The sequence below is a fragment of the Micromonospora sp. CPCC 205554 genome, from assembly GCF_036902745.1.
GTDB lineage: Bacteria > Actinomycetota > Actinomycetes > Mycobacteriales > Micromonosporaceae > Micromonospora > Micromonospora tulbaghiae.
On record NZ_JBAKHP010000003.1, the window covers coordinates 124,410 to 141,183 of the forward strand.

The 16,774-nt window shown below is 73.5% G+C and carries 18 protein-coding genes; 10 read left to right on the forward strand and 8 right to left on the reverse strand.

All coding sequences use genetic code 11. The features are described from left to right. Nucleotides 1-95: 95 nt before the first annotated feature. A complete protein-coding gene (locus V6U82_RS06375; RefSeq protein WP_334459807.1) occupies nt 96-1,109 on the forward strand; it encodes a potassium channel family protein in 1,014 nt (337 codons plus the stop codon). A gap of 25 nt (nt 1,110-1,134) precedes the next feature. Here the strand turns inward: V6U82_RS06375 and V6U82_RS06380 are convergent, their stop codons facing one another. Continuing rightward, nucleotides 1,135-1,617, reverse strand: a complete 483-nt coding sequence (locus V6U82_RS06380) for a MarR family winged helix-turn-helix transcriptional regulator (protein ID WP_334459808.1) — start codon at nt 1,615-1,617, stop codon at nt 1,135-1,137. Between the two features lie 86 nt (nt 1,618-1,703). On the opposite strand from V6U82_RS06380, the gene V6U82_RS06385 reads away from it, so the two are divergent. After that, nucleotides 1,704-2,405, forward strand: a complete 702-nt coding sequence (locus V6U82_RS06385; protein WP_334459809.1) for an FMN-dependent NADH-azoreductase — start codon at nt 1,704-1,706, stop codon at nt 2,403-2,405. 15 nt (nt 2,406-2,420) lie between these two features. Here the strand turns inward: V6U82_RS06385 and V6U82_RS06390 are convergent, their stop codons facing one another. From V6U82_RS06390 to V6U82_RS06400, 3 genes are all read right to left on the reverse strand, one after another. Next, nucleotides 2,421-3,455 carry a 2-oxoacid:ferredoxin oxidoreductase subunit beta gene (locus V6U82_RS06390; protein ID WP_334459810.1) on the reverse strand — a complete coding sequence of 345 codons (1,035 nt, stop codon included), beginning with the start codon at nt 3,453-3,455 and terminating at the stop codon, nt 2,421-2,423. Beyond that, nucleotides 3,448-5,295: a 2-oxoacid:acceptor oxidoreductase subunit alpha gene (locus V6U82_RS06395; protein WP_334459812.1), complete on the reverse strand. Its 1,848-nt coding sequence runs from the start codon at nt 5,293-5,295 to the stop codon at nt 3,448-3,450. The genes V6U82_RS06390 and V6U82_RS06395 overlap by 8 nt, the downstream gene beginning before the upstream one ends. 196 nt (nt 5,296-5,491) lie before the next feature. Next, complete coding sequence (locus V6U82_RS06400; protein ID WP_334459814.1) at nt 5,492-6,904, reverse strand: hypothetical protein; 1,413 nt, start codon at nt 6,902-6,904, stop codon at nt 5,492-5,494. Nucleotides 6,905-7,028: 124 nt separating this feature from the next. On the opposite strand from V6U82_RS06400, the gene V6U82_RS06405 reads away from it, so the two are divergent. Beyond that, complete coding sequence (locus V6U82_RS06405; RefSeq protein ID WP_030273665.1) at nt 7,029-7,406, forward strand: NADH-quinone oxidoreductase subunit A; 378 nt, start codon at nt 7,029-7,031, stop codon at nt 7,404-7,406. Between the two features lie 17 nt (nt 7,407-7,423). On the opposite strand, the gene folP is transcribed toward V6U82_RS06405, so the two are convergent. Further along, nucleotides 7,424-8,293 (reverse strand): dihydropteroate synthase, encoded by an 870-nt coding sequence (gene folP / locus V6U82_RS06410; protein WP_128137496.1) that lies wholly within the window; start codon nt 8,291-8,293, stop codon nt 7,424-7,426. A 152-nt stretch (nt 8,294-8,445) separates the two neighbouring features. Here folP and V6U82_RS06415 point away from each other — a divergent pair, with 152 nt between their 5' ends. Genes V6U82_RS06415 through V6U82_RS06430 form a run of 4 tightly spaced genes read left to right on the forward strand, consistent with a single transcriptional unit; the run spans nt 8,446 to nt 10,890 of the window. Continuing rightward, the gene (locus V6U82_RS06415; protein WP_334459817.1) at nt 8,446-9,111 is read left to right on the forward strand and encodes a DivIVA domain-containing protein; all 666 of its coding nucleotides are present in this window, start codon (nt 8,446-8,448) and stop codon (nt 9,109-9,111) included. Beyond that, nucleotides 9,108-9,608 carry an SRPBCC family protein gene (locus V6U82_RS06420; RefSeq protein ID WP_128137497.1) on the forward strand — a complete coding sequence of 167 codons (501 nt, stop codon included), beginning with the start codon at nt 9,108-9,110 and terminating at the stop codon, nt 9,606-9,608. The genes V6U82_RS06415 and V6U82_RS06420 overlap by 4 nt, the downstream gene beginning before the upstream one ends. Nucleotides 9,609-9,645: 37 nt before the next feature. Then, on the forward strand, nt 9,646-10,230 hold the full coding sequence (locus V6U82_RS06425) for a DNA-3-methyladenine glycosylase I (RefSeq protein ID WP_334459818.1): 585 nt from the start codon (nt 9,646-9,648) through the stop codon (nt 10,228-10,230). Between the two features lie 36 nt (nt 10,231-10,266). Beyond that, on the forward strand, nt 10,267-10,890 hold the full coding sequence (locus V6U82_RS06430; protein WP_013283863.1) for a hypothetical protein: 624 nt from the start codon (nt 10,267-10,269) through the stop codon (nt 10,888-10,890). 22 nt (nt 10,891-10,912) lie between these two features. On the opposite strand, the gene V6U82_RS06435 is transcribed toward V6U82_RS06430, so the two are convergent. Then, on the reverse strand, nt 10,913-11,704 hold the full coding sequence (locus tag V6U82_RS06435) for an enoyl-CoA hydratase/isomerase family protein (RefSeq protein ID WP_128137500.1): 792 nt from the start codon (nt 11,702-11,704) through the stop codon (nt 10,913-10,915). A 3-nt stretch (nt 11,705-11,707) separates the two neighbouring features. Beyond that, on the reverse strand, nt 11,708-12,526 hold the full coding sequence (locus tag V6U82_RS06440) for a PaaX family transcriptional regulator (RefSeq protein ID WP_018788949.1): 819 nt from the start codon (nt 12,524-12,526) through the stop codon (nt 11,708-11,710). A gap of 190 nt (nt 12,527-12,716) precedes the next feature. On the opposite strand from V6U82_RS06440, the gene V6U82_RS06445 reads away from it, so the two are divergent. Together V6U82_RS06445 and V6U82_RS06450 are read left to right on the forward strand one after the other, a co-directional pair. Then, nucleotides 12,717-12,884, forward strand: a complete 168-nt coding sequence (locus tag V6U82_RS06445; RefSeq protein WP_013283866.1) for a DUF3117 domain-containing protein — start codon at nt 12,717-12,719, stop codon at nt 12,882-12,884. A gap of 145 nt (nt 12,885-13,029) precedes the next feature. Next, the gene (locus V6U82_RS06450; protein ID WP_334459827.1) at nt 13,030-14,526 is read left to right on the forward strand and encodes a leucyl aminopeptidase family protein; all 1,497 of its coding nucleotides are present in this window, start codon (nt 13,030-13,032) and stop codon (nt 14,524-14,526) included. A gap of 10 nt (nt 14,527-14,536) precedes the next feature. Here V6U82_RS06450 and V6U82_RS06455 read toward each other — a convergent pair whose 3' ends face one another. Next, the gene (locus V6U82_RS06455) at nt 14,537-15,109 is read right to left on the reverse strand and encodes an O-methyltransferase (RefSeq protein WP_018788951.1); all 573 of its coding nucleotides are present in this window, start codon (nt 15,107-15,109) and stop codon (nt 14,537-14,539) included. A gap of 290 nt (nt 15,110-15,399) precedes the next feature. Here V6U82_RS06455 and V6U82_RS06460 point away from each other — a divergent pair, with 290 nt between their 5' ends. After that, on the forward strand, nt 15,400-16,704 hold the full coding sequence (locus V6U82_RS06460; RefSeq protein WP_181726605.1) for a S1C family serine protease: 1,305 nt from the start codon (nt 15,400-15,402) through the stop codon (nt 16,702-16,704). The last annotated feature ends 70 nt before the right edge of the window (nt 16,705-16,774 follow it).

A 16,774-nucleotide genomic window follows, 5' to 3' on the forward strand; every position in this document is an offset into this window, starting at 1 on the left:
CCGCTCGCGGCCGGGGGCCGGCGTCCGGCCCAGCCAGCCGGCTCACGGCGTACCCGCTATCTTGAGGGCGTGCAGGTGGCGGAGCAGGACCGACGGTGATCCATTTTCCCGCGCAACGGCGGGGGCCGCTGAGCGCGCTGAGCCTGCGCCTGCTCGCCGCCCTCGGCCTGGTCTTCGCCACCGTGGCGGTGGTCTGGCTGGACCGCGACGGCTACCGCGACGTGGACGAGAGCGGCCTGAGCCTGCTCGACTGCTTCTACTACGTGGTGGTCTCGCTCTCCACCACCGGGTACGGCGACATCACCCCGGTCAGTTCGTCGGCGCGGCTGGCGAACGTCCTGTTCATCACCCCCGCCCGGGTGCTGTTCCTGATCATCCTGGTCGGCACCACCCTGGAAGTCCTGACCGAGCAGTACCGCACCGGCCGTCGCCTGTCGCGGTGGAGGAGAACCGTGAAGGACCACGTCATCATCTGCGGCTACGGCACCAAGGGCCGCAGCGCGGTCTCCGCCCTGCTGGAGAACGGTACGGACAAGTCCAAGATCGTGGTGGTCGAGCGGAGCGGACCGGCGCTGCGGCAGGCCACCTCCAACGGACTGGTGACGATCGAGGGCTCGGCGACCCGCTCGTCGGTGCTGGAGCAGGCGCACGTGCGTACCGCCAAGTCGGTCATCATCGCGACCGACAGCGACGACGCCTCGGTGCTGGTGGCGCTCACGGTCCGGCAGCTCACCGCCGGTCAGGTGCGGATCATCGCGGCGGTCCGGGAGGCGGAGAACGCGCCGCTGCTCAAGCAGAGCGGCGCGCACCACGTGATCGTCTCCTCGGCCACGGCCGGGCGGCTGCTCGGCCTGTCCACCTCGGCCCCGCCCCTGATCGACGTGGTGGAGGACCTGCTCACCCCGGGTCAGGGCATGGCGCTGGCCATGCGGTCGGCCGAGCGCGACGAGGTGGGCCGCTCACCGCGTGAGCTGGAGTCGCTCGTCATCGCGCTGGTCCGCCGGGGCAAGGTGGTCACGCTCAACGACCGTGCCGGCGCGGTGATCGAGACCGGCGACATGCTCGTCCACGTCCGGGACGACCGGCCGCAGGCCACCTCCGCATTCTGACCCGGCCCCGCCGGGCCGCCCGCCGTCAGCAGGCGCCCGGGCCGCCTTCCGCGACCACTTCGCCGCAGGTCGACGCCCGGCCCTGGGTGGCCCGTCGCAGCAGGTCGTAGAGCAGGTCCCGCTCGCCGGGAGCCAGCGCGCCGAGGACCTCCTCCTCCGCCCCGGCGAGCGCGCACTCGGCCTCGCGCAGTCGCTTCGCGCCCGCGTCGGTGAGGCGTACCTCGTGCCGTCGGCGGTCCTCCGGGGAGCGGCGGCGCTCGGCCAGGCCGTCCGCCTCCAGGTCGTTGAGCAGACCGACCACGTTCGTGCTGTCGATCTGGAGCGTGCCGGCCAGCGCCTGCTGGCTGATGCCGCCGGAGTCGCGCAGCACGGTGAGCGCCACCAGATGGCGGGGGCGCAGCCCCAGCGGGGCCAGTACCGACTCCGAGCGCAGCCGCATCCGCCGGGCCAGATGGTCGAGCAGGGGCCCGGAGCGGCGCTCGGACTCCTCGACCGGTGCGGCGGACATGTGACCCAGTTTACGCGCTCCGAGGAACATCGGCCTGCTATAAATAGTTGGTCCTACACGAACGATCGTCGGAGGAGGAATCACCAATGGCCCACCTACTGCACATCGACTCCAGCATCACCGGGGAGCGGTCGATCAGCCGGCGGCTCACCGCCCGCGCCGCCGCCGCCTGGCGCGCCGCCCACCCGGACGGCACCGTCACCTACCGCGACCTGGGTCAGAGCCCGCTGCCGCACCTGGACGCCGCGAGCGGTCTCGCGCGCATGGTGCCGCCGGATCAGCACACCCCCGAACAGCAGGCGTCCTGGCAGCTGACCCAGGAGGTGGTGGCCGAGGTGAAGCAGGCCGACACCGTCCTGCTCGGGCTCCCGCTCTACAACTACGGCCCGCCCAGCAGCGTGAAGTCCTGGGTCGACCACCTGATCGCCCCCGGCATCGCGTACGACCCGGTGACGAACGCCGGGCTGCTCGGCGACCGCCAGTTCGTCGTCCTGGTCAGCCGCGGCGGCGGGCACCCCGCGGGAGGGCTGGGACCACGCCGAGCCGTGGCTGCCGCACGGCCTCTCCCTGACCGGGCTGGAGCCGCGGTTCATCTGCGCCGAGCTCACCCTGGCCCCGGTCAACCCGGCGATGGCCGAGCTGATCCCGCTGTTCGAGCAGAGCCTCGCCGCGGCCGAGCGGGCCGTCGACGAGCTGTGGGTGCCCGCCTCGGCGGCCGCCTGACCGGGCCCCGTCACACGAGAAGGGCGGGCCGTTCCCCCGCGGAACGGCCCGCCCTTCTCGTGTGACGGGTCAGCGGTGGATCAGAGGATCGTCCAGGTGTCGCCGCTGCCGAGCAGCGCCGCGAGCTGCTGCTCCGGGGTCTGGTCGACGGTGGCCTTAGCGGCCGCGACCTGCTCCTGCACCACGCTGTCGTACGAGGGGCGGTCCACCGACCGGAACACCCCGATCGGGGTGTTGCTCAGGTCCAGGCCGGGCAGCCGGGACAGCGCGAAGGCGTACGCCGGGTCGGCCACGCCCGCGTCGTGCACGACGATCTCCCCGGCCGGCGTGTTCGCGGTCTCCCGGACCTCCAGCCCGAAGCCACCGGGCGGGTGGACGACGCAGAACTGCCCGTCCTTGCCGAACGTGATCGGCTGCCCGTGCTCCAGCCGGATCAGGAAGTCGTCCCGGGTGGCCGGCTCCTTCAGCGGGTCGAACGCGCCGTCGTTGAAGATGTTGCAGTTCTGGTAGATCTCCACGAACGCCGAACCCTCGTGCTGGGCGGCGGCCCGCAGCACCGACTGGAGGTGCTTGCGGTCCGAGTCGATCGTCCGGGCCACGAACGTGGCCTCGGCGCCGAGCGCCAGCGACAGCGGGTTGAACGGGGCGTCCGCCGAGCCGACCGGCGTCGACTTGGTGATCTTGCCGACCTCGGAGGTCGGCGAGTACTGACCCTTGGTCAGCCCGTAGATCCGGTTGTTGAACAGCAGGATCTTCAGGTTCACGTTGCGGCGCAGCGCGTGGATCAGGTGGTTGCCGCCGATGGAGAGCGCGTCGCCGTCACCGGTGACCACCCAGACCGACAGGTCCGGCCGGGACACCGACAGGCCGGTGGCGATCGCCGGGGCACGGCCGTGGATCGAGTGCATGCCGTACGTGTTCATGTAGTACGGGAAGCGCGACGAACAGCCGATGCCCGAGACGAAGACGATGTTCTCCCGGGGGATGTTCAGCTCCGGCATGAAGCCCTGCACGGCCGCCAGGATGGCGTAGTCGCCGCAGCCGGGGCACCAGCGCACCTCCTGGTCGGACTTGAAGTCCTTGGCGGTGAGCTTGAGGGCGACGGGCTCAGACATTCTTCAGGACCTCTTCCAGCATCGTCTCCAGCTCGGCGGCGGTGAACGGCAGGCCGCGGACCTGGTTGTAGCCGATCGCGTCGACCAGGTACTTCGCCCGGATCACGTGGGCGAGCTGGCCGAGGTTCATCTCCGGCACGACCACCTTGTCGTAGCGGCCCAGCACCTCGCCGAGGTTCGCCGGCATCGGGGCCAGGTGCCGCAGGTGGGCCTGGGCCACCGAGAGCCCCCGCTGGCGCAGGCCACGGCAGGCGGCGCCGATCGGCCCGTACGTCGAGCCCCAGCCCAGCACCAGCACCCGGGCGTCGCCGTCCGGGTCCTCCACCTCGACGTCCGGCACCGGGATGGTCTCGATCCGGGCCGCCCGGGTCCGCACCATGAAGTCGTGGTTGGCCGGGTCGTACGAGATGTCACCGGTCTTGTCGGCCTTCTCCAGGCCACCGATCCGGTGCTCCAGGCCCGGCGTGCCGGGCACCGCCCACGGGCGGGCCAGCGTCTGCGGATCCCGCAGGTAGGGAAGGAAGGTGGTGCCGTCCTCGCCGTTGGGCCGCGTGGCGAACTCGACCCGCAGGTCGGGCAGCGACTCCACGTCCGGCAGCAGCCACGGCTCGGAGCCGTTGGCGACGTAGTTGTCCGACAGCAGGATCACCGGCGTGCGGTAGGTGAGCGCGATCCGGGCCGCCTCCAGCGCCGCGTGGAAGCAGTCCGACGGGGACTTCGGCGCGATCACCGCCACCGGTGCCTCGCCGTGCCGGCCGTACAGGGCCATGTTCAGGTCGGCCTGCTCGGTCTTCGTGGGCATGCCGGTGGACGGCCCGGCCCGCTGCACGTCGACGATGACCAGCGGCAGCTCCAGCGCCACCGCCAGGGAGATCGTCTCGCTCTTCAGCGCCACGCCCGGGCCGCTCGTGGTGGTGATGCCGAGCGCGCCGCCGTACGAGGCGCCCAGCGCCGCGCCGACCGCGGCGATCTCGTCCTCGGCCTGCATGGTGACCACGCCGAACTTCTTGTGCTTGCTCAGCTCGTGCAGGATGTCCGAGGCCGGCGTGATCGGGTAGGCGCCGAGGAACACCGGCAGCCCGGAACGCACCCCGGCGGCCACCAGGCCCAGCGACAGCGCCGCGTTGCCGGTGATGTTCCGGTAGGTGCCCGGCAGCATCTTGGCCGGCTTGACCTCGTACCGGACGGAGAAGTCCTCGGTGGTCTCGCCGAAGTTCCAGCCGGCCCGGAACGCGGCCACGTTCGCCGCCACCAGCTCGGGGCGGGCCGCGAACTTGCGTTCCAGGAAGCGCAGCGTGGACTCGTACGGGCGGGAGTACATCCAGCTCAGCAGCCCGAGCGCGAACATGTTCTTGGCCCGCTCGGCGTCCTTCTTGGACACGTCGAGCTCGGCCAGCGCGCCGATCGTCATCGAGGTGAGCGCCACCGGGTGCACCGCGTACCCGGCGAGCGAGTCGTCGTCGAGCGGACTGGTCGCGTAGCCGACCTTGGCCAGGTTGCGCCGCGTGAACTCGTCGGTGTTGACGATGATGTCCGCCCCGCGCGGCAGGTCGGCCAGGTTGGCCTTCAACGCGGCCGGGTTCATCGCCACCAGCACGTTCGGCGCGTCACCCGGCGTCAGGATGTCGTAGTCGGCGAAGTGCACCTGGAAGCTCGACACGCCGGGCAGGGTGCCGGCGGGAGCGCGGATCTCGGCGGGGAAGTTGGGCAACGTCGAGATGTCGTTGCCCAGTTGCGCCGTCTCCGAGGTGAACCGGTCGCCGGTGAGCTGCATGCCGTCGCCGGAGTCACCGGCGAACCGGATGACCACCCGGTCCAGCTGACGGATCTGCTTGGTCACACCCGCACCTCGCTTAACTGAGCGCCGTCGCCCTCGCCGGCCCGGCCCGCTCCGATTCTCACGTCAGAGCCTACGTCGCCACGTTAGGGCCACCTTGGTCGAGGTCCGACGTATGGGACTGGATCGGGCCGCTGTATGCCCTGCTTTGCAGCGTTTAGTACCTGGGCCCGTAACCCAGATCACCACATATCCATGATCACCGGTCGGTGATCGGACGGTCCGGTGCGGTGATGTCGCTGCGGCGGCGCAGCGAACGGGTCGCCAGCGTCAGTGCGAGCACGACCAGGAGACCGGACACGGCGATCAACGCGACGGCCGTCCGCCGGGTCGAGGTGCCGTCCCCGTCCCGTTCGCCGGCGGCGACGAGCACGCCCTGCGAGCCGGTCGGGGCCGGCGCCCCGCCGGGCGGGGCGGTGTCCGCCGCCGCCGCGCTGATCCGGAAGCTCATCTGCACCTGCCGGTCCCGCCCGCTGCGCGGGTCGAGCCGGCCGACCACCGCGCCGGACAGGGGCGCCCGCCGCTGGGCCTCCGCCGAGGCGGCGAGCGTCAGCCGTACGGTCGCGGTCCGCCCGGCCGCCAGTACGCCCAGTTCACAGCGGGTCCGGTCGGGGGAGACCGGGGCGCAGCCGCCCTCGGTGCCGGCCGCGGTCACCCCTTCGGGCAGGAGCACCTCGATCCGGCCGGCCGCGTCGACCCTGCCGGTGTTGCCGAGCCGGACGGTGAGCGTGCTGGGCGCGCCGCTGATGTCGAACAGCACCTCGTCGGCGCGCAGCGAGATGCCGGGCACCGGCGGTCCGGGCGGGAACAGCACCGCGAAGCCCTCGTCGTCGTACGCCGCACCGGTCACACCGGGCGCGACGGCGGTGACCTGGACCGATCCGGCCAGCGGCATGGTCCGCCAGGCGTCGCCGTCGACCCGGACCCGGATGGTCGTGCTGAACCGGGCGCCCGGCTCCGCGTCCCACCCGACGCAGCTGTGGTTGCCGCCGCCGGCCGGCTCGCAGCCCGGGGTGCCCGCGTCGGTCAGCCCGGGCGGCAGCGTGTAGCCCAGGCTGATCCGCTCCGCCCGCCCGCCGGTGTTGGTCACCGTCACCCGCAGCGTGGCCACCGTGGCGTCGGCGTTCCAGTAGGCGGGCGTGAGGACCACGTCCTCGGTGTTCACGCGTACCCCCAGAGGGCCGCCGGCCGGCTGGGCCGGTGGTGGCGGCGGGGTCTTGACCGGCGGCACGACCGGCGGGGGCGCCGGTGCCGTGGTGGCCGGCGCGGCGGTGGTCGGCGCCGGTTCGGCGGGCACGCTCGTCGGCGGCGGGGCCGGCGAGGTGGTGACCGGCGGCGGGGGCGTGGTCGGAGGCGGTGGCGGCGCGGTGGGCGGCGGGGCCGGCGCGGTCGTCGTCGGCTCGCCGGTGGGGGCGGGCTCGGTCGGCTCGCCTCCGGGATCGCCGCCCGGCTCCACGGGTTCGATCACCTGGAGCGCGGCGGCCGGCCCCGGGTGTGCGACGGCCCCGGCCGGCGCCACCACCACCAGCGCCGCGACGAGCGCGGGCGCCAGCAGCGCGAGGGTACGGCGGAGCGCGACCCGCCGAGCGGGCGCAACGCGGGGGCGGGGCATCTGTCCTCCGGACGATCAACGAGATCCCATTATTCGGTGATACTTGCCATCTAGCACTAGTCCTGAGAGGAAACGAATTCGTAACGTGTCCGGGACATCTGGACGGGACCGGTACGCTCCGGTCGTGACCGGATATCTCGGCTCGTACGCCACGCTCGGTCTGCTGCTGCTCGCCGCCGTCCTCTTCTTCGTGACGGCGTTCTCGGCGAACCGGGTGTTACGTCCGAGCCGGCCGGCCGAGCCGTGGGGCAAGCGGGCCTCGTACGAGTGCGGGCTCGACCCGGTCGGCGGCGACTGGGCCCAGATGCAGATCCGCTACTACGTCTACGCGTACCTCTACGTGCTCTTCGCGGTCGAGGCGGTCTTCCTGTTCCCGTGGGCGCTGGTCTTCGACCGGCCCGGCTTCGGCGCCACCACCGTCGTGGAGATGGGCGTCTTCGTGGCGATCGTCGCGCTCGGCATCCTCTACGCCTGGCGGCGCGGCGTCCTGCGCTGGACCTGACGCGTCGGACCGACCCGTCAGGCGAGCCCGCGCCGGGTCGCCGCCGGCGGCCGGTCGCCCCGGATCGACGCCACCATGTCCAGCACCCGCCGGGTCTCGCGCACCTGGTGGGCCCGGAACACCCGGGCGCCGAGCCAGGCCGAGACCGCCGTGGCGGCGAGCGTCCCCTCCAGCCGCTCGGGCACCGGCAGGTCGAGCGTCTCGCCGATGAAGTCCTTGTTCGACAGGGCGACCAGCAGCGGCCAGCCGGTGTCGGTCAGCTCCGCCAGCCGCCGGGTGATCTCCAGCGAGTGCCGGGTGTTCTTGCCGAAGTCGTGCGCCGGGTCGATCAGGATGCCGTCCCGGCGCACACCCAGCCCGACCGCGCGCTCGGCCAGCCCGGTCACGGTGCCGATGACGTCGGCCACCACGTCGTCGAAGGCGGCCCGGTGCGGCCGCGTACGCGGGGCGAGCCCGCCCGCGTGCGAGCAGACCAGCCCGGCGCCGGTCGCCGCGGCGACCCGGGCCAGCGCCGGGTCCGCCCCCGACCAGGTGTCGTTGAGCAGGTCCGCGCCGGCCGCGACCGCCTCCACGGCCACCTCGGCACGCCAGGTGTCGATGGAGACGACCACGTCGGGGAAGGCGGACCGGACCGCCGCGATGGTGTCCACCGTCCGCCGGATCTCCTCGGTCACGTCGACGTCGTCGCCCGGCCCGGCCTTCACCCCGCCGATGTCGATGATCTCGGCGCCCTCGTCCACCGCGCGTTCCACCGCGCGCAGCGCGCTGTCCTGGGCGAAGGTGGCGCCCCGGTCGAAGAACGAATCCGGGGTGCGGTTGACGATCGCCATCACCACCAGCTCACCGGGGCCGAACGTCCGTCCGCCCAGCCGCAACGCCCCGGTCATGCCCGCCTCCTCGCCGCCGGACCGCACCGGCCGGTCCGACGCTATCCGGTCCGGCCCGCGCCGCCCGTGCCGGTCCCGTGCGCCGGACGCATTTACGGACCGGACGCCGCGGAGGGCTCGCCCGATCCCGGCCCGCATGCCACGATCTGTGCATGGGTGAGGTTCTGCTCCTCTTGGTCGTCGCGCTGACCGTCGCGGCTGTGGTGTTCGGGGTGACGGTGCTCGTCTCCGGCAAGGATCCGGGCCTCACCCCGGCCGAGCCGGACGGGCGGGCCGTGCCCCTGCCCGGCAGCCGTCCGCTCGACGAGTCGGACGTGTCCGACGTCCGCTTCGACACGGCGCTGCGCGGCTACCGGATGAACCAGGTCGACGCGGCACTGCGCCGGGCGGCGTACGACATCGGCTACAAGACCGAGCTGATCGGCGTCCTGGAGGCGGAGAACGCGGCCCTGCGGGACGGGCGTACCGAGGACGCCGACGCCCTGCGCCGGGCGCGCGAGGAGGCCGCCGCGACCCGCCCCGAGACCGAGCAGGCGTCCGACCCGTCCACCGAGCCGGTCGTGATCGACCTGTCCGCGCCGGAGCAGCCGGCCCGGACCGACACCGACCGGCAGCCGGTCCCGACCGTCACCGACGGGCAGCCGGTCCGCACCGACGCCGGCGGGCAGCCGGGACGCGCGCCGGCCGAGGCGGGCGTGGCGGAGGCCCCCGCCGCCGCGGCGACCGAGGACACCGTCTCCCCGGGGAACGGGATCGCGGCCGGGCCGGCCGACGACGACCGGGAGCGTGGTTCGGTCGTCCGCTCGGAGTCGGCGTGACCGGCGCCGACCGGCCGGCCGACGACTTCACCGAGGCGTCCCGCCGGGGTGCCGCCGAGGTCACCGCCACGGTGATCGTCGACGCCCCCGCCGACCGGGTGTTCGCCGCGCTCACCGCGTGGGAGCGGCAGTCGGACTGGATCCCGCTGACCCGGGTCCGGGTGGTCGAGGGCGACGGAGGCGAGGGCAGCCTGGTCGAGGCGGTCACCGCGCTCGGTCCGGCCGTGCTCCGCGACGAGATGCGGGTGGTCCGGGTCGACGCGCCGTACGAGGTCGGCGTGGTGCACTGCGGCAAGCTGCTGCGCGGCCCCGGCGTGCTGCGCTGCACCCCGATGGACCGCGACCGTACGCAGGTGGTCTGGCACGAGTGGTTCCACCTGCCGGGCGGGCCGGCCGGGCGGGTGGCGTGGCCGGTGCTCTGGCCCGGCTCGAAGTTCAGCCTCACCCAGGCGCTGAAGAAGTTCGCCCGGCTGGTCGAGCAGGGCCGCCTGCCCTGACCGGGGGTTGTCGGTGGGCTGACCTACCGTGGACTCCGTGACTGACCTGGTGACCGGCGCCGACGGGCTGCCCCGCTGCGCGTGGGGGGCGAGCACCCCCGACTACGCCGTCTACCACGACGAGGAGTGGGGCCGGCCGCTGCGCGGCGACGACGCGCTCTACGAGCGGCTGACGCTGGAGGCGTTCCAGTCCGGCCTGTCCTGGCTGACCATCCTGCGTAAGCGGCAGGCGTTCCGGGACGCCTTCGCCGGCTTCCGGATCGACTCGGTGGCCCGCTACGGCGAGGCCGACGTGACGCGGCTGATGGCCGACGCCGGGATCGTCCGCAACCGGGCCAAGATCGAGGCGGCGATCGCGAACGCCCGGGCCGCGTCGGAGCTGCCCGAGGGCCTCTCGGCGCTGCTCTGGTCCTTCGCGCCGCCGCCCCGGCCGGCACGTCCCCGGTCCTTCGCCGAGGTGCCGGCCACCAGCCCGGAGTCGGTCGCGATGGCCAAGGCGCTCAAGAAGCGGGGTTTCCGGTTCGTCGGCCCCACGACCGCCTACGCGTTGATGCAGGCGACCGGCATGGTCGACGACCACCTGGCCGACTGCCACGTGAGCGGTGACCGGGCCGGGGTGTGACGGAGCGCCCCACCTCCGGCGTGATGGGATTGGGGCATGACCGACACCGAGCCGCGTACGAGCGGGACGACAGACGGTGCGACCACGACCGGAGCCTGGGCGGTGCTGCTGCCCGCCGAGCGCTTCGAGGCCGAGCGGCTGGTGCACCACGACGCGCTGGAGCTGACCGGGCTGTCCGAGGCGGCCCGCCCCCGCCCCGGAGACCGGGTGGCGGTGCTCGTCGACGAGCCGCTGCGCCTGGTCGCCCTCGGCCGGGTCGCGCTCGCGTCGTCCGAGACCCGGGAGGACCCGGACGACCCGCAGTCCGACGCGGTGGCCGGGTCGCTCGTGGTCACGTACACCCGGCGGGTGCTCGACGAGCCGGTGCCGGTCGACGGCCCCGCGCCGGACGGCCCGGTCGTGGCGCTCGACCCGGCCCGCTGGCGGTCGCTGGCCGACCGGCTCGGCCCGCCGCCCGCCCGCAGCACCTGGCTGGTCAGCCTGGACCTGCCGATCGAGGCCGCCTCACGCGCCGAGGCGGTACGGATCTTCTGGTCCTACGTGCAGGAGCTGGGCCCGCGGGAGCTGCCCGCGTTCGTCTCGCCGTACGGCGACGAGCTGGCCATGCAGGCGTTCGTGCTCGGCGTCGAGGCCAACCAGGATCCGGAGGAGGACGACTGACCTCCGGGTCCGACCGGCGCGGTCAGCGGCCCTCGAAGACCGGCTTCTGCTTGGCGACGAACGCCTTCGTGGCGGCCCGGTGGTCGGCGGTGGCGCCGCAGATCGCCTGTGCCTGTGCCTCGGCGGCCAGCGCGTCGGCGAGCGTGCCCGCGTCGGCGATGGAGAGCTGACGCTTGATCGCCCCGTACGCCACGGTCGGGCCGGCGGCGAGCCGGGCGGCCAGATCCTGCGCGGTGGGGAGCACCTGCTCGTCGTCGTCCACCAGCTTGGTCAGCAGGCCCAGCCGGCAGGCCTCCTCGGCGCCGACCGGCTCGGCGAGCATCAGCAGCTCGACGGCCTTGGCGTGACCGACCAGCCGGGGCAGCGTCCAGGAGGCGCCGGTGTCGGCGGCGAGTCCCACCCCGGCGAACGCCATCAGGAACCGGGTCTTCGGGCCGCCGATGCGGAAGTCGGCCAGGAACGCCAGCGAGGCTCCGGCCCCGGCGGCCATCCCGCGTACCGCGGCGATTACCGGCTTGGGCAGGTTCGCCAGCCGGGCGGCGATCGGGTTGTAGTGCGCCCGCACCGTGCCCAGCGGGTCGGCGTCGGAGGTCTCCAGCGTCTGCACGTGCTCGCGCAGGTCCTGCCCGGCGCTGAACGAGCCGCCCGCGCCGGCGAGCACGACCGCCCGGCAGGACCGGTCGGTCTCCAGCTCGGCCAGCGTGTCCCGGAGCGCCTCCTTGAGCGCCACGTCGAGCGAGTTCATCGCCGTCGGGCGGTTCAACGTCAGGGTGACGACGGCGTCGGTGCGGTCGACGAGCAGCGGCTCGGTCACGTTCTAACGACCCTTCTGTCGGGCGAGGCGGTTGCCGGCGTCGAGGCACTGCTCGACGTACCGGTCGGCGGCCGGCCGGAGCCGGGCCGCGTGCCGGTCGAAGAAACTGGCCGCGCTGGTGCCGGGCCAGCGCTCGGGCAGCAGTGCCGGGGGCAGTTGCGGATCCCGGAACAGGAACGTACGCCATGCGTGCACGAGCCGGAACCGGGCCGCGTACGCGTCCTCGTCGCTGCTGCGCACCGTGACGCCGGAGAGCAACGGCTTCTGCTCGGCGACGAAGCGCTCGTACGCCCGGCCGATCTCGGCCAGGTCCCAGGCGCGGCGGACCACGCCCATCGCACCCGGTGTGCCGGCCGCGTGCGCGGCGGTGAACCGCTCGTAGCGCACGCCCGCCTCGTCGAGCAGCAGGTCGACGTCCTCACCCGGGCGGGTGGCCACCCAGGTGCAGTCGTCGAGGGTGCCGTAGCCGAGGAAGGCGAGGTTCGCGGCGAGCCGCTGCCGGTCCCGGCGGGACGAGGGGGCGGTGAGCACCAGGAGATCGAACCGCCCGTCCCAGCTGTGCCGCCCGGTCCGGTAGATCCGGGACGCCGCCTCGTCGAGTCGACGGGCCGCCTTCGGGGTGATCGAATATCCCGGTCCGGACGCCAGCCGGAGCGGTTCCAGCCAGCCCTGGCGGACCATCCGGGAGACCGCTGTGCGTACCGCCGGTGGGGCGATCCCGAGCGGGGCGAGCAGCTTGACCAGGGCGGCGACCGGTGCGCGGCCACCCCGGGCGCGGAGGTGGTCGCCGTACAGGTCGAAGAGTGCCGACCGTGCCTGCATGACCGCACATTGTGACAGGCCTATCCAAGATAAGCTAGATGCTGTTACATCAATGCTGCTTCGGTTTGGGTCCGGCGGTGTTCATCAGGGAAAATCGTTGGTCGAGCCTTCCGCGACGGTTGCGGATGGCGATGGCGAAGTGGCTGTGGGGCAACTCACCGACCCTGGTGTAGGTCTGAGGGGAGACAACATGGCGGCGATGAAGCCGCGGACGGGCGACGGTCCGCTGGAAGTCACCAAGGAGGGCCGGGGCATCGTCATGCGAGTCCCGCTGGAGGGTGGTGGCCGGCTCGTCGTCGAGATGACTCCCGACGAGGCCACCGCGCTCGGTGACGCGCTGAAGGCGGCCGCGGGCTGATTCGAGGAGTGTCCCGCGCGGCGTCCGCCGCGCGGGCGGTTCGTCCTACCCTGAGCCACCGGGCACACCGGTGGCTCAGGGTCTTTCCTCTGCGGGTGCGTGGTGAAACGTGCCCGTTCAACCCATTTCGGAGGTACGGTCCAGCGTGCTGGTCATTCGTCTGGTGAGTGGGCCCGCGGGGCCTGACGCTCTCGTCCTGCCCGTCCGTCCCGGAGGGCCGGACTCGCCGGGCTCACCGGCCTCGCCGGACTCCTCGGCCGCCACCGCGGAACTGGTCTCCACCGGCGTGCCGGCCGGCGACGACGTCCGGGCCGAGGCTGCCGCCCTCCTGCCGGCCACCCGGCTCACCGGCGCGGCCGGCGAGGTGCGCGAGCACCTGCGTCCCGGTGGCTCCCCGGCGCGGCTGTGGCTGCTGGGCGTCGGCGAGGGCGACGAGCGCGACTGGCGCACCGCCGGAGCGGCGCTCGCCCGCGCGGCGAAGGATGAGACGCAGATCACCATCGCGCTTCCCGCCGAGTCGACGGCGGCGCTGCGTGGCCTCGCCGAGGGGCTGCTGCTCGGCTCGTACCGCTTCCGCCTCACCGAGGCCGGCAAGCGGCCCGCCCTGGCCGAGGTGTCCGTGCTCGTCGACGACCCGGACGCTCTGGCCGGCACGCTCGACGCCGCCCGGACCACCGCCGAGACGACCCGGCTCGCCCGGGACCTGACCAACATGCCCTCGTCCACCAAGAACCCGGAGTGGTTCGCCGCGCAGGTGGCCGAGGCCGCGTCCGGACATCCCGACCTGCACCTGCGGGTACGCGGACCGGAGGAACTGGCGGCCGAGGGCTTCGGTGGTCTCCTGGCCGTCGGCGGCGGCTCCGCGACCGGCCCGCGCCTGGTGGAGCTGGACTGGCGGCCGGAGGGCGCGCGTACCCACGTGGTGCTCGTCGGCAAGGGCATCACGTTCGACACCGGCGGCATCTCGATCAAGCCGGTGCCGGCCATGAAGCTGATGCGCAAGGACATGGCCGGTGCCGCCGCGGTGATCGCGGCGACGCTCGGCGCCGCCGAACTGCGCCTGCCGGTACGGGTCACCACGCTCGCCCCGCTCGCCGAGAACATGGTCAGCGGCTCGGCGTTCCGCCCCGGCGACGTGATCCGGCACTACGGCGGGCTGACGAGCGAGAGCACCAACTCCGACGCCGAGGGCCGGCTCGTGCTCGCCGACGCGCTGGCGTACGCCGTCAGCGAGCTGAAGCCCGACCTGCTGGTCGACCTGGCGACGCTCACCGGCGCGAACGCCGTCGCCCTGGGCAAGCGGCACGCCGCGCTCTACAGCGAGAACGACGCGCTCGCGGCCGGTCTGCTCGACGCGATCACGGCGGCGGGCGAGCGGGCCTGGCGGATGCCGCTCGCCGACGACTACGTCGAATACCTGGCCAGCGAGATCGCCGACCTGCACAGCTCCCCGGCGCAGGGCGCCGGCTCGGTGGTCGCCGCGCTGTTCCTGCGGGAGTTCACCGGCGACCTGCGGGACCGGTGGGCGCACCTGGACATGTCCGCGCCGTCGTGGTCCGACGACACCCACGGCGAGCTGGTCAAGGGCGCGACCGGCTGGGGTGTGCGCGGGCTGCTGCGCTGGCTGGCCACGCTGGGCTGAGTCAGCCTGGTCAGGCCTTCACGGCGGCCAGCAGGCCGTGGCCGACCGGCAGCAGCGCGGGTACCCAGTGCTCCGACTCGCGGATCGCCTTGATCGTCTCCCGCACGGTGACCGTCTCGACGTCCCGCGCGGCCGGGTCGCCGATCCGGCCGGCCGCCAGCGCGCCGTTGAGCGCGAGCACGCCGCCGGGTCGCAGCAGCCGCAGCGCCGCGTCCACGTACGCGGCGAAGCCGGTCGACACCGCGTCCACGAAGACCAGGTCGTAGGCGCCGTCCGCGAGCCGCGGCAGCACGTCGAGGGCCCGGCCGGTGATGATCCGGGTACGCCCCGACGGAAAACCCGCCTCCTGGAACAGCCGCCGGGCGATGCGCTGGTATTCGACCTCGACGTCGATCGTGGTGAGCACGCCGTCGGGGCGCATGCCGCGCAGCAGCCACACGCCGCTCACCCCGGTGCCGGTGCCGATCTCCACCACCGCCCGGGCGTTGCCGGCGGCGGCGAGCAGCCGCAGCGCGGCGCCCGACCCGGGCGTGACCGCCTCCACCCCCACCTCGTGGGCCAGGGCGCGGGCCGTGCGCAGCACGAGATCCTCGGTGACGAAAGACTCGGCGAAGTGAAGCGCCTGGGCCGTCGAACTGCCGTGACCGGCGACCGTGGCGATGGGACACCTCCGAGGGGCGGACTGGTGCGAGGGGCGGTATGCACTGTCAGCGTAGAGGCGGGCCGGTACCGGCGCAGCCGCGAGTCCGCCGTCGAGTGCTCACGGAGGGCAACCCCTGACCCCGTTCGCGCCATCCGTGTAATCCTGGATGTGTCCCGCGCGTCACTGTCGTCCGGCTCCGCCGGCCGCCGGCGCGGGGCCAGCGGGACGGAGTGGGAGGCACCGACGTGACCGACGGCTGGGACTGGCGGCGGCCCGGCGGATCGCCGGCACCGGGTGGGCCGGCGGCCGGACGACCGCCGCAGGACGCCCCGGGTCAGGCGACGTCGCCGTGGTGGTCCGACGCGCTGGCCGACCCGTGGCGCGACCCGTACGCGCCCGCCGCCGTGGTGGTCCCGGCGGCGCCGGTACCAGGGGCGGGGGAGCCGGAACCGGTCACCGACCCGGACCTGCCGACCCGGCCAGGGCTGCGCCAGGTGGTGCTGATCTCCCTGGTCACGGCGCTGCTGGCCGGTTCACTCGGCAGCGCCCTGACGTACGCCTTCCTGCGCGGCGGTGACGTGCCGACGATCGGCGCGCAGACCGGGCAGGCCCCGGCGCTGGCCCAGCGCAAGCCCGAGTCGTTGGCCGGCGTGGCCGAGCGGGTCCTGCCCAGCGTGGTCACCATCCGGGTGGTCAGCCTCGGCGGCACCAGCGAGGGCTCCGGCTTCGTGGTGACCACCGAGGGCCACATCGTCACCAACGACCACGTGGTCGCCGACGGCACCGGCAAGGCCACTGTCGTGTTCAACGACGGCAGCACCGCCGCCGGCAGCGTGGTCGGGCAGGATCCGGAGTCGGACCTCGCCGTGATCAAGGTCTCGCGCAGCGGACTGACCCCGGTGCAGTTCGGCGACTCCGACGCGCTCGCCGTCGGTGACCCGGTGCTCGCCATCGGTTCGCCGTTGTCGCTCGCCAACACCGTCACCGCCGGCATCGTGAGCGCGCTGGACCGGACCATGCAGGCCGGCGAGCCGGGCGGGCCGACCCGCTACTACGCGGCGATCCAGACCGACGCCGCTGTCAACCACGGCAACTCCGGCGGCCCGCTCGTGGACGGCGCCGGTCGGGTGGTCGGGGTGAACTCGACGATCAAGTCGCTGGTGGCCGACGGGCAGGAGGCGGGCAACATCGGCCTCGCGTTCGCCATCCCGATCAACCAGGCGAAGCGGATCACCGAGGACATCATCGGCACCGGCAAGGCCCGGCGTACGGTGATCGGCGCCCAGGTGGGCGGCACCGGCGCCACCGGCGGCGGGGTACGCCTCAACGCGGTCGAGCCGGCCGGCCCGGCGGCGGCGGCCGGACTGCGTACCGGGGACGTGGTGCTGCGGCTGGACGGCCATCCGATGACCGATCCGACCGACCTGGTGGCCCTGGTGCGCAAGTACGCGCCCGGATCGGTGGTGACAGTCGAGTACCGGCGCGGGTCGTCGCGGCAGAACGCGTCGGTGACGCTCGCCGCGGATGCGAAGTGAGGACCGGTCACCCCCTCCCCGATGGTCACCTGACGTGCGTAGTCTTGCCCTGACACGGACGAGGAGGCCG

What these genes read in the sequence shown, in the direction of transcription:
- V6U82_RS06380 (WP_334459808.1), bottom strand. Translation starts at nt 1,617, where the DNA reads ATGTCCGCCGCACCGGTCGAGGAGTCCGAGCGCCGCTCCGGGCCCCTG.
- V6U82_RS06385 (WP_334459809.1), top strand. Translation starts at nt 1,704, where the DNA reads ATGGCCCACCTACTGCACATCGACTCCAGCATCACCGGGGAGCGGTCG.
- V6U82_RS06390 (WP_334459810.1), bottom strand. Translation starts at nt 3,455, where the DNA reads ATGTCTGAGCCCGTCGCCCTCAAGCTCACCGCCAAGGACTTCAAGTCC.
- V6U82_RS06400 (WP_334459814.1), bottom strand. Translation starts at nt 6,904, where the DNA reads ATGCCCCGCCCCCGCGTTGCGCCCGCTCGGCGGGTCGCGCTCCGCCGT.
- folP (WP_128137496.1), bottom strand. Translation starts at nt 8,293, where the DNA reads ATGACCGGGGCGTTGCGGCTGGGCGGACGGACGTTCGGCCCCGGTGAG.
- V6U82_RS06415 (WP_334459817.1), top strand. Translation starts at nt 8,446, where the DNA reads ATGGGTGAGGTTCTGCTCCTCTTGGTCGTCGCGCTGACCGTCGCGGCT.
- V6U82_RS06430 (WP_013283863.1), top strand. Translation starts at nt 10,267, where the DNA reads ATGACCGACACCGAGCCGCGTACGAGCGGGACGACAGACGGTGCGACC.
- V6U82_RS06440 (WP_018788949.1), bottom strand. Translation starts at nt 12,526, where the DNA reads ATGCAGGCACGGTCGGCACTCTTCGACCTGTACGGCGACCACCTCCGC.
- V6U82_RS06445 (WP_013283866.1), top strand. Translation starts at nt 12,717, where the DNA reads ATGGCGGCGATGAAGCCGCGGACGGGCGACGGTCCGCTGGAAGTCACC.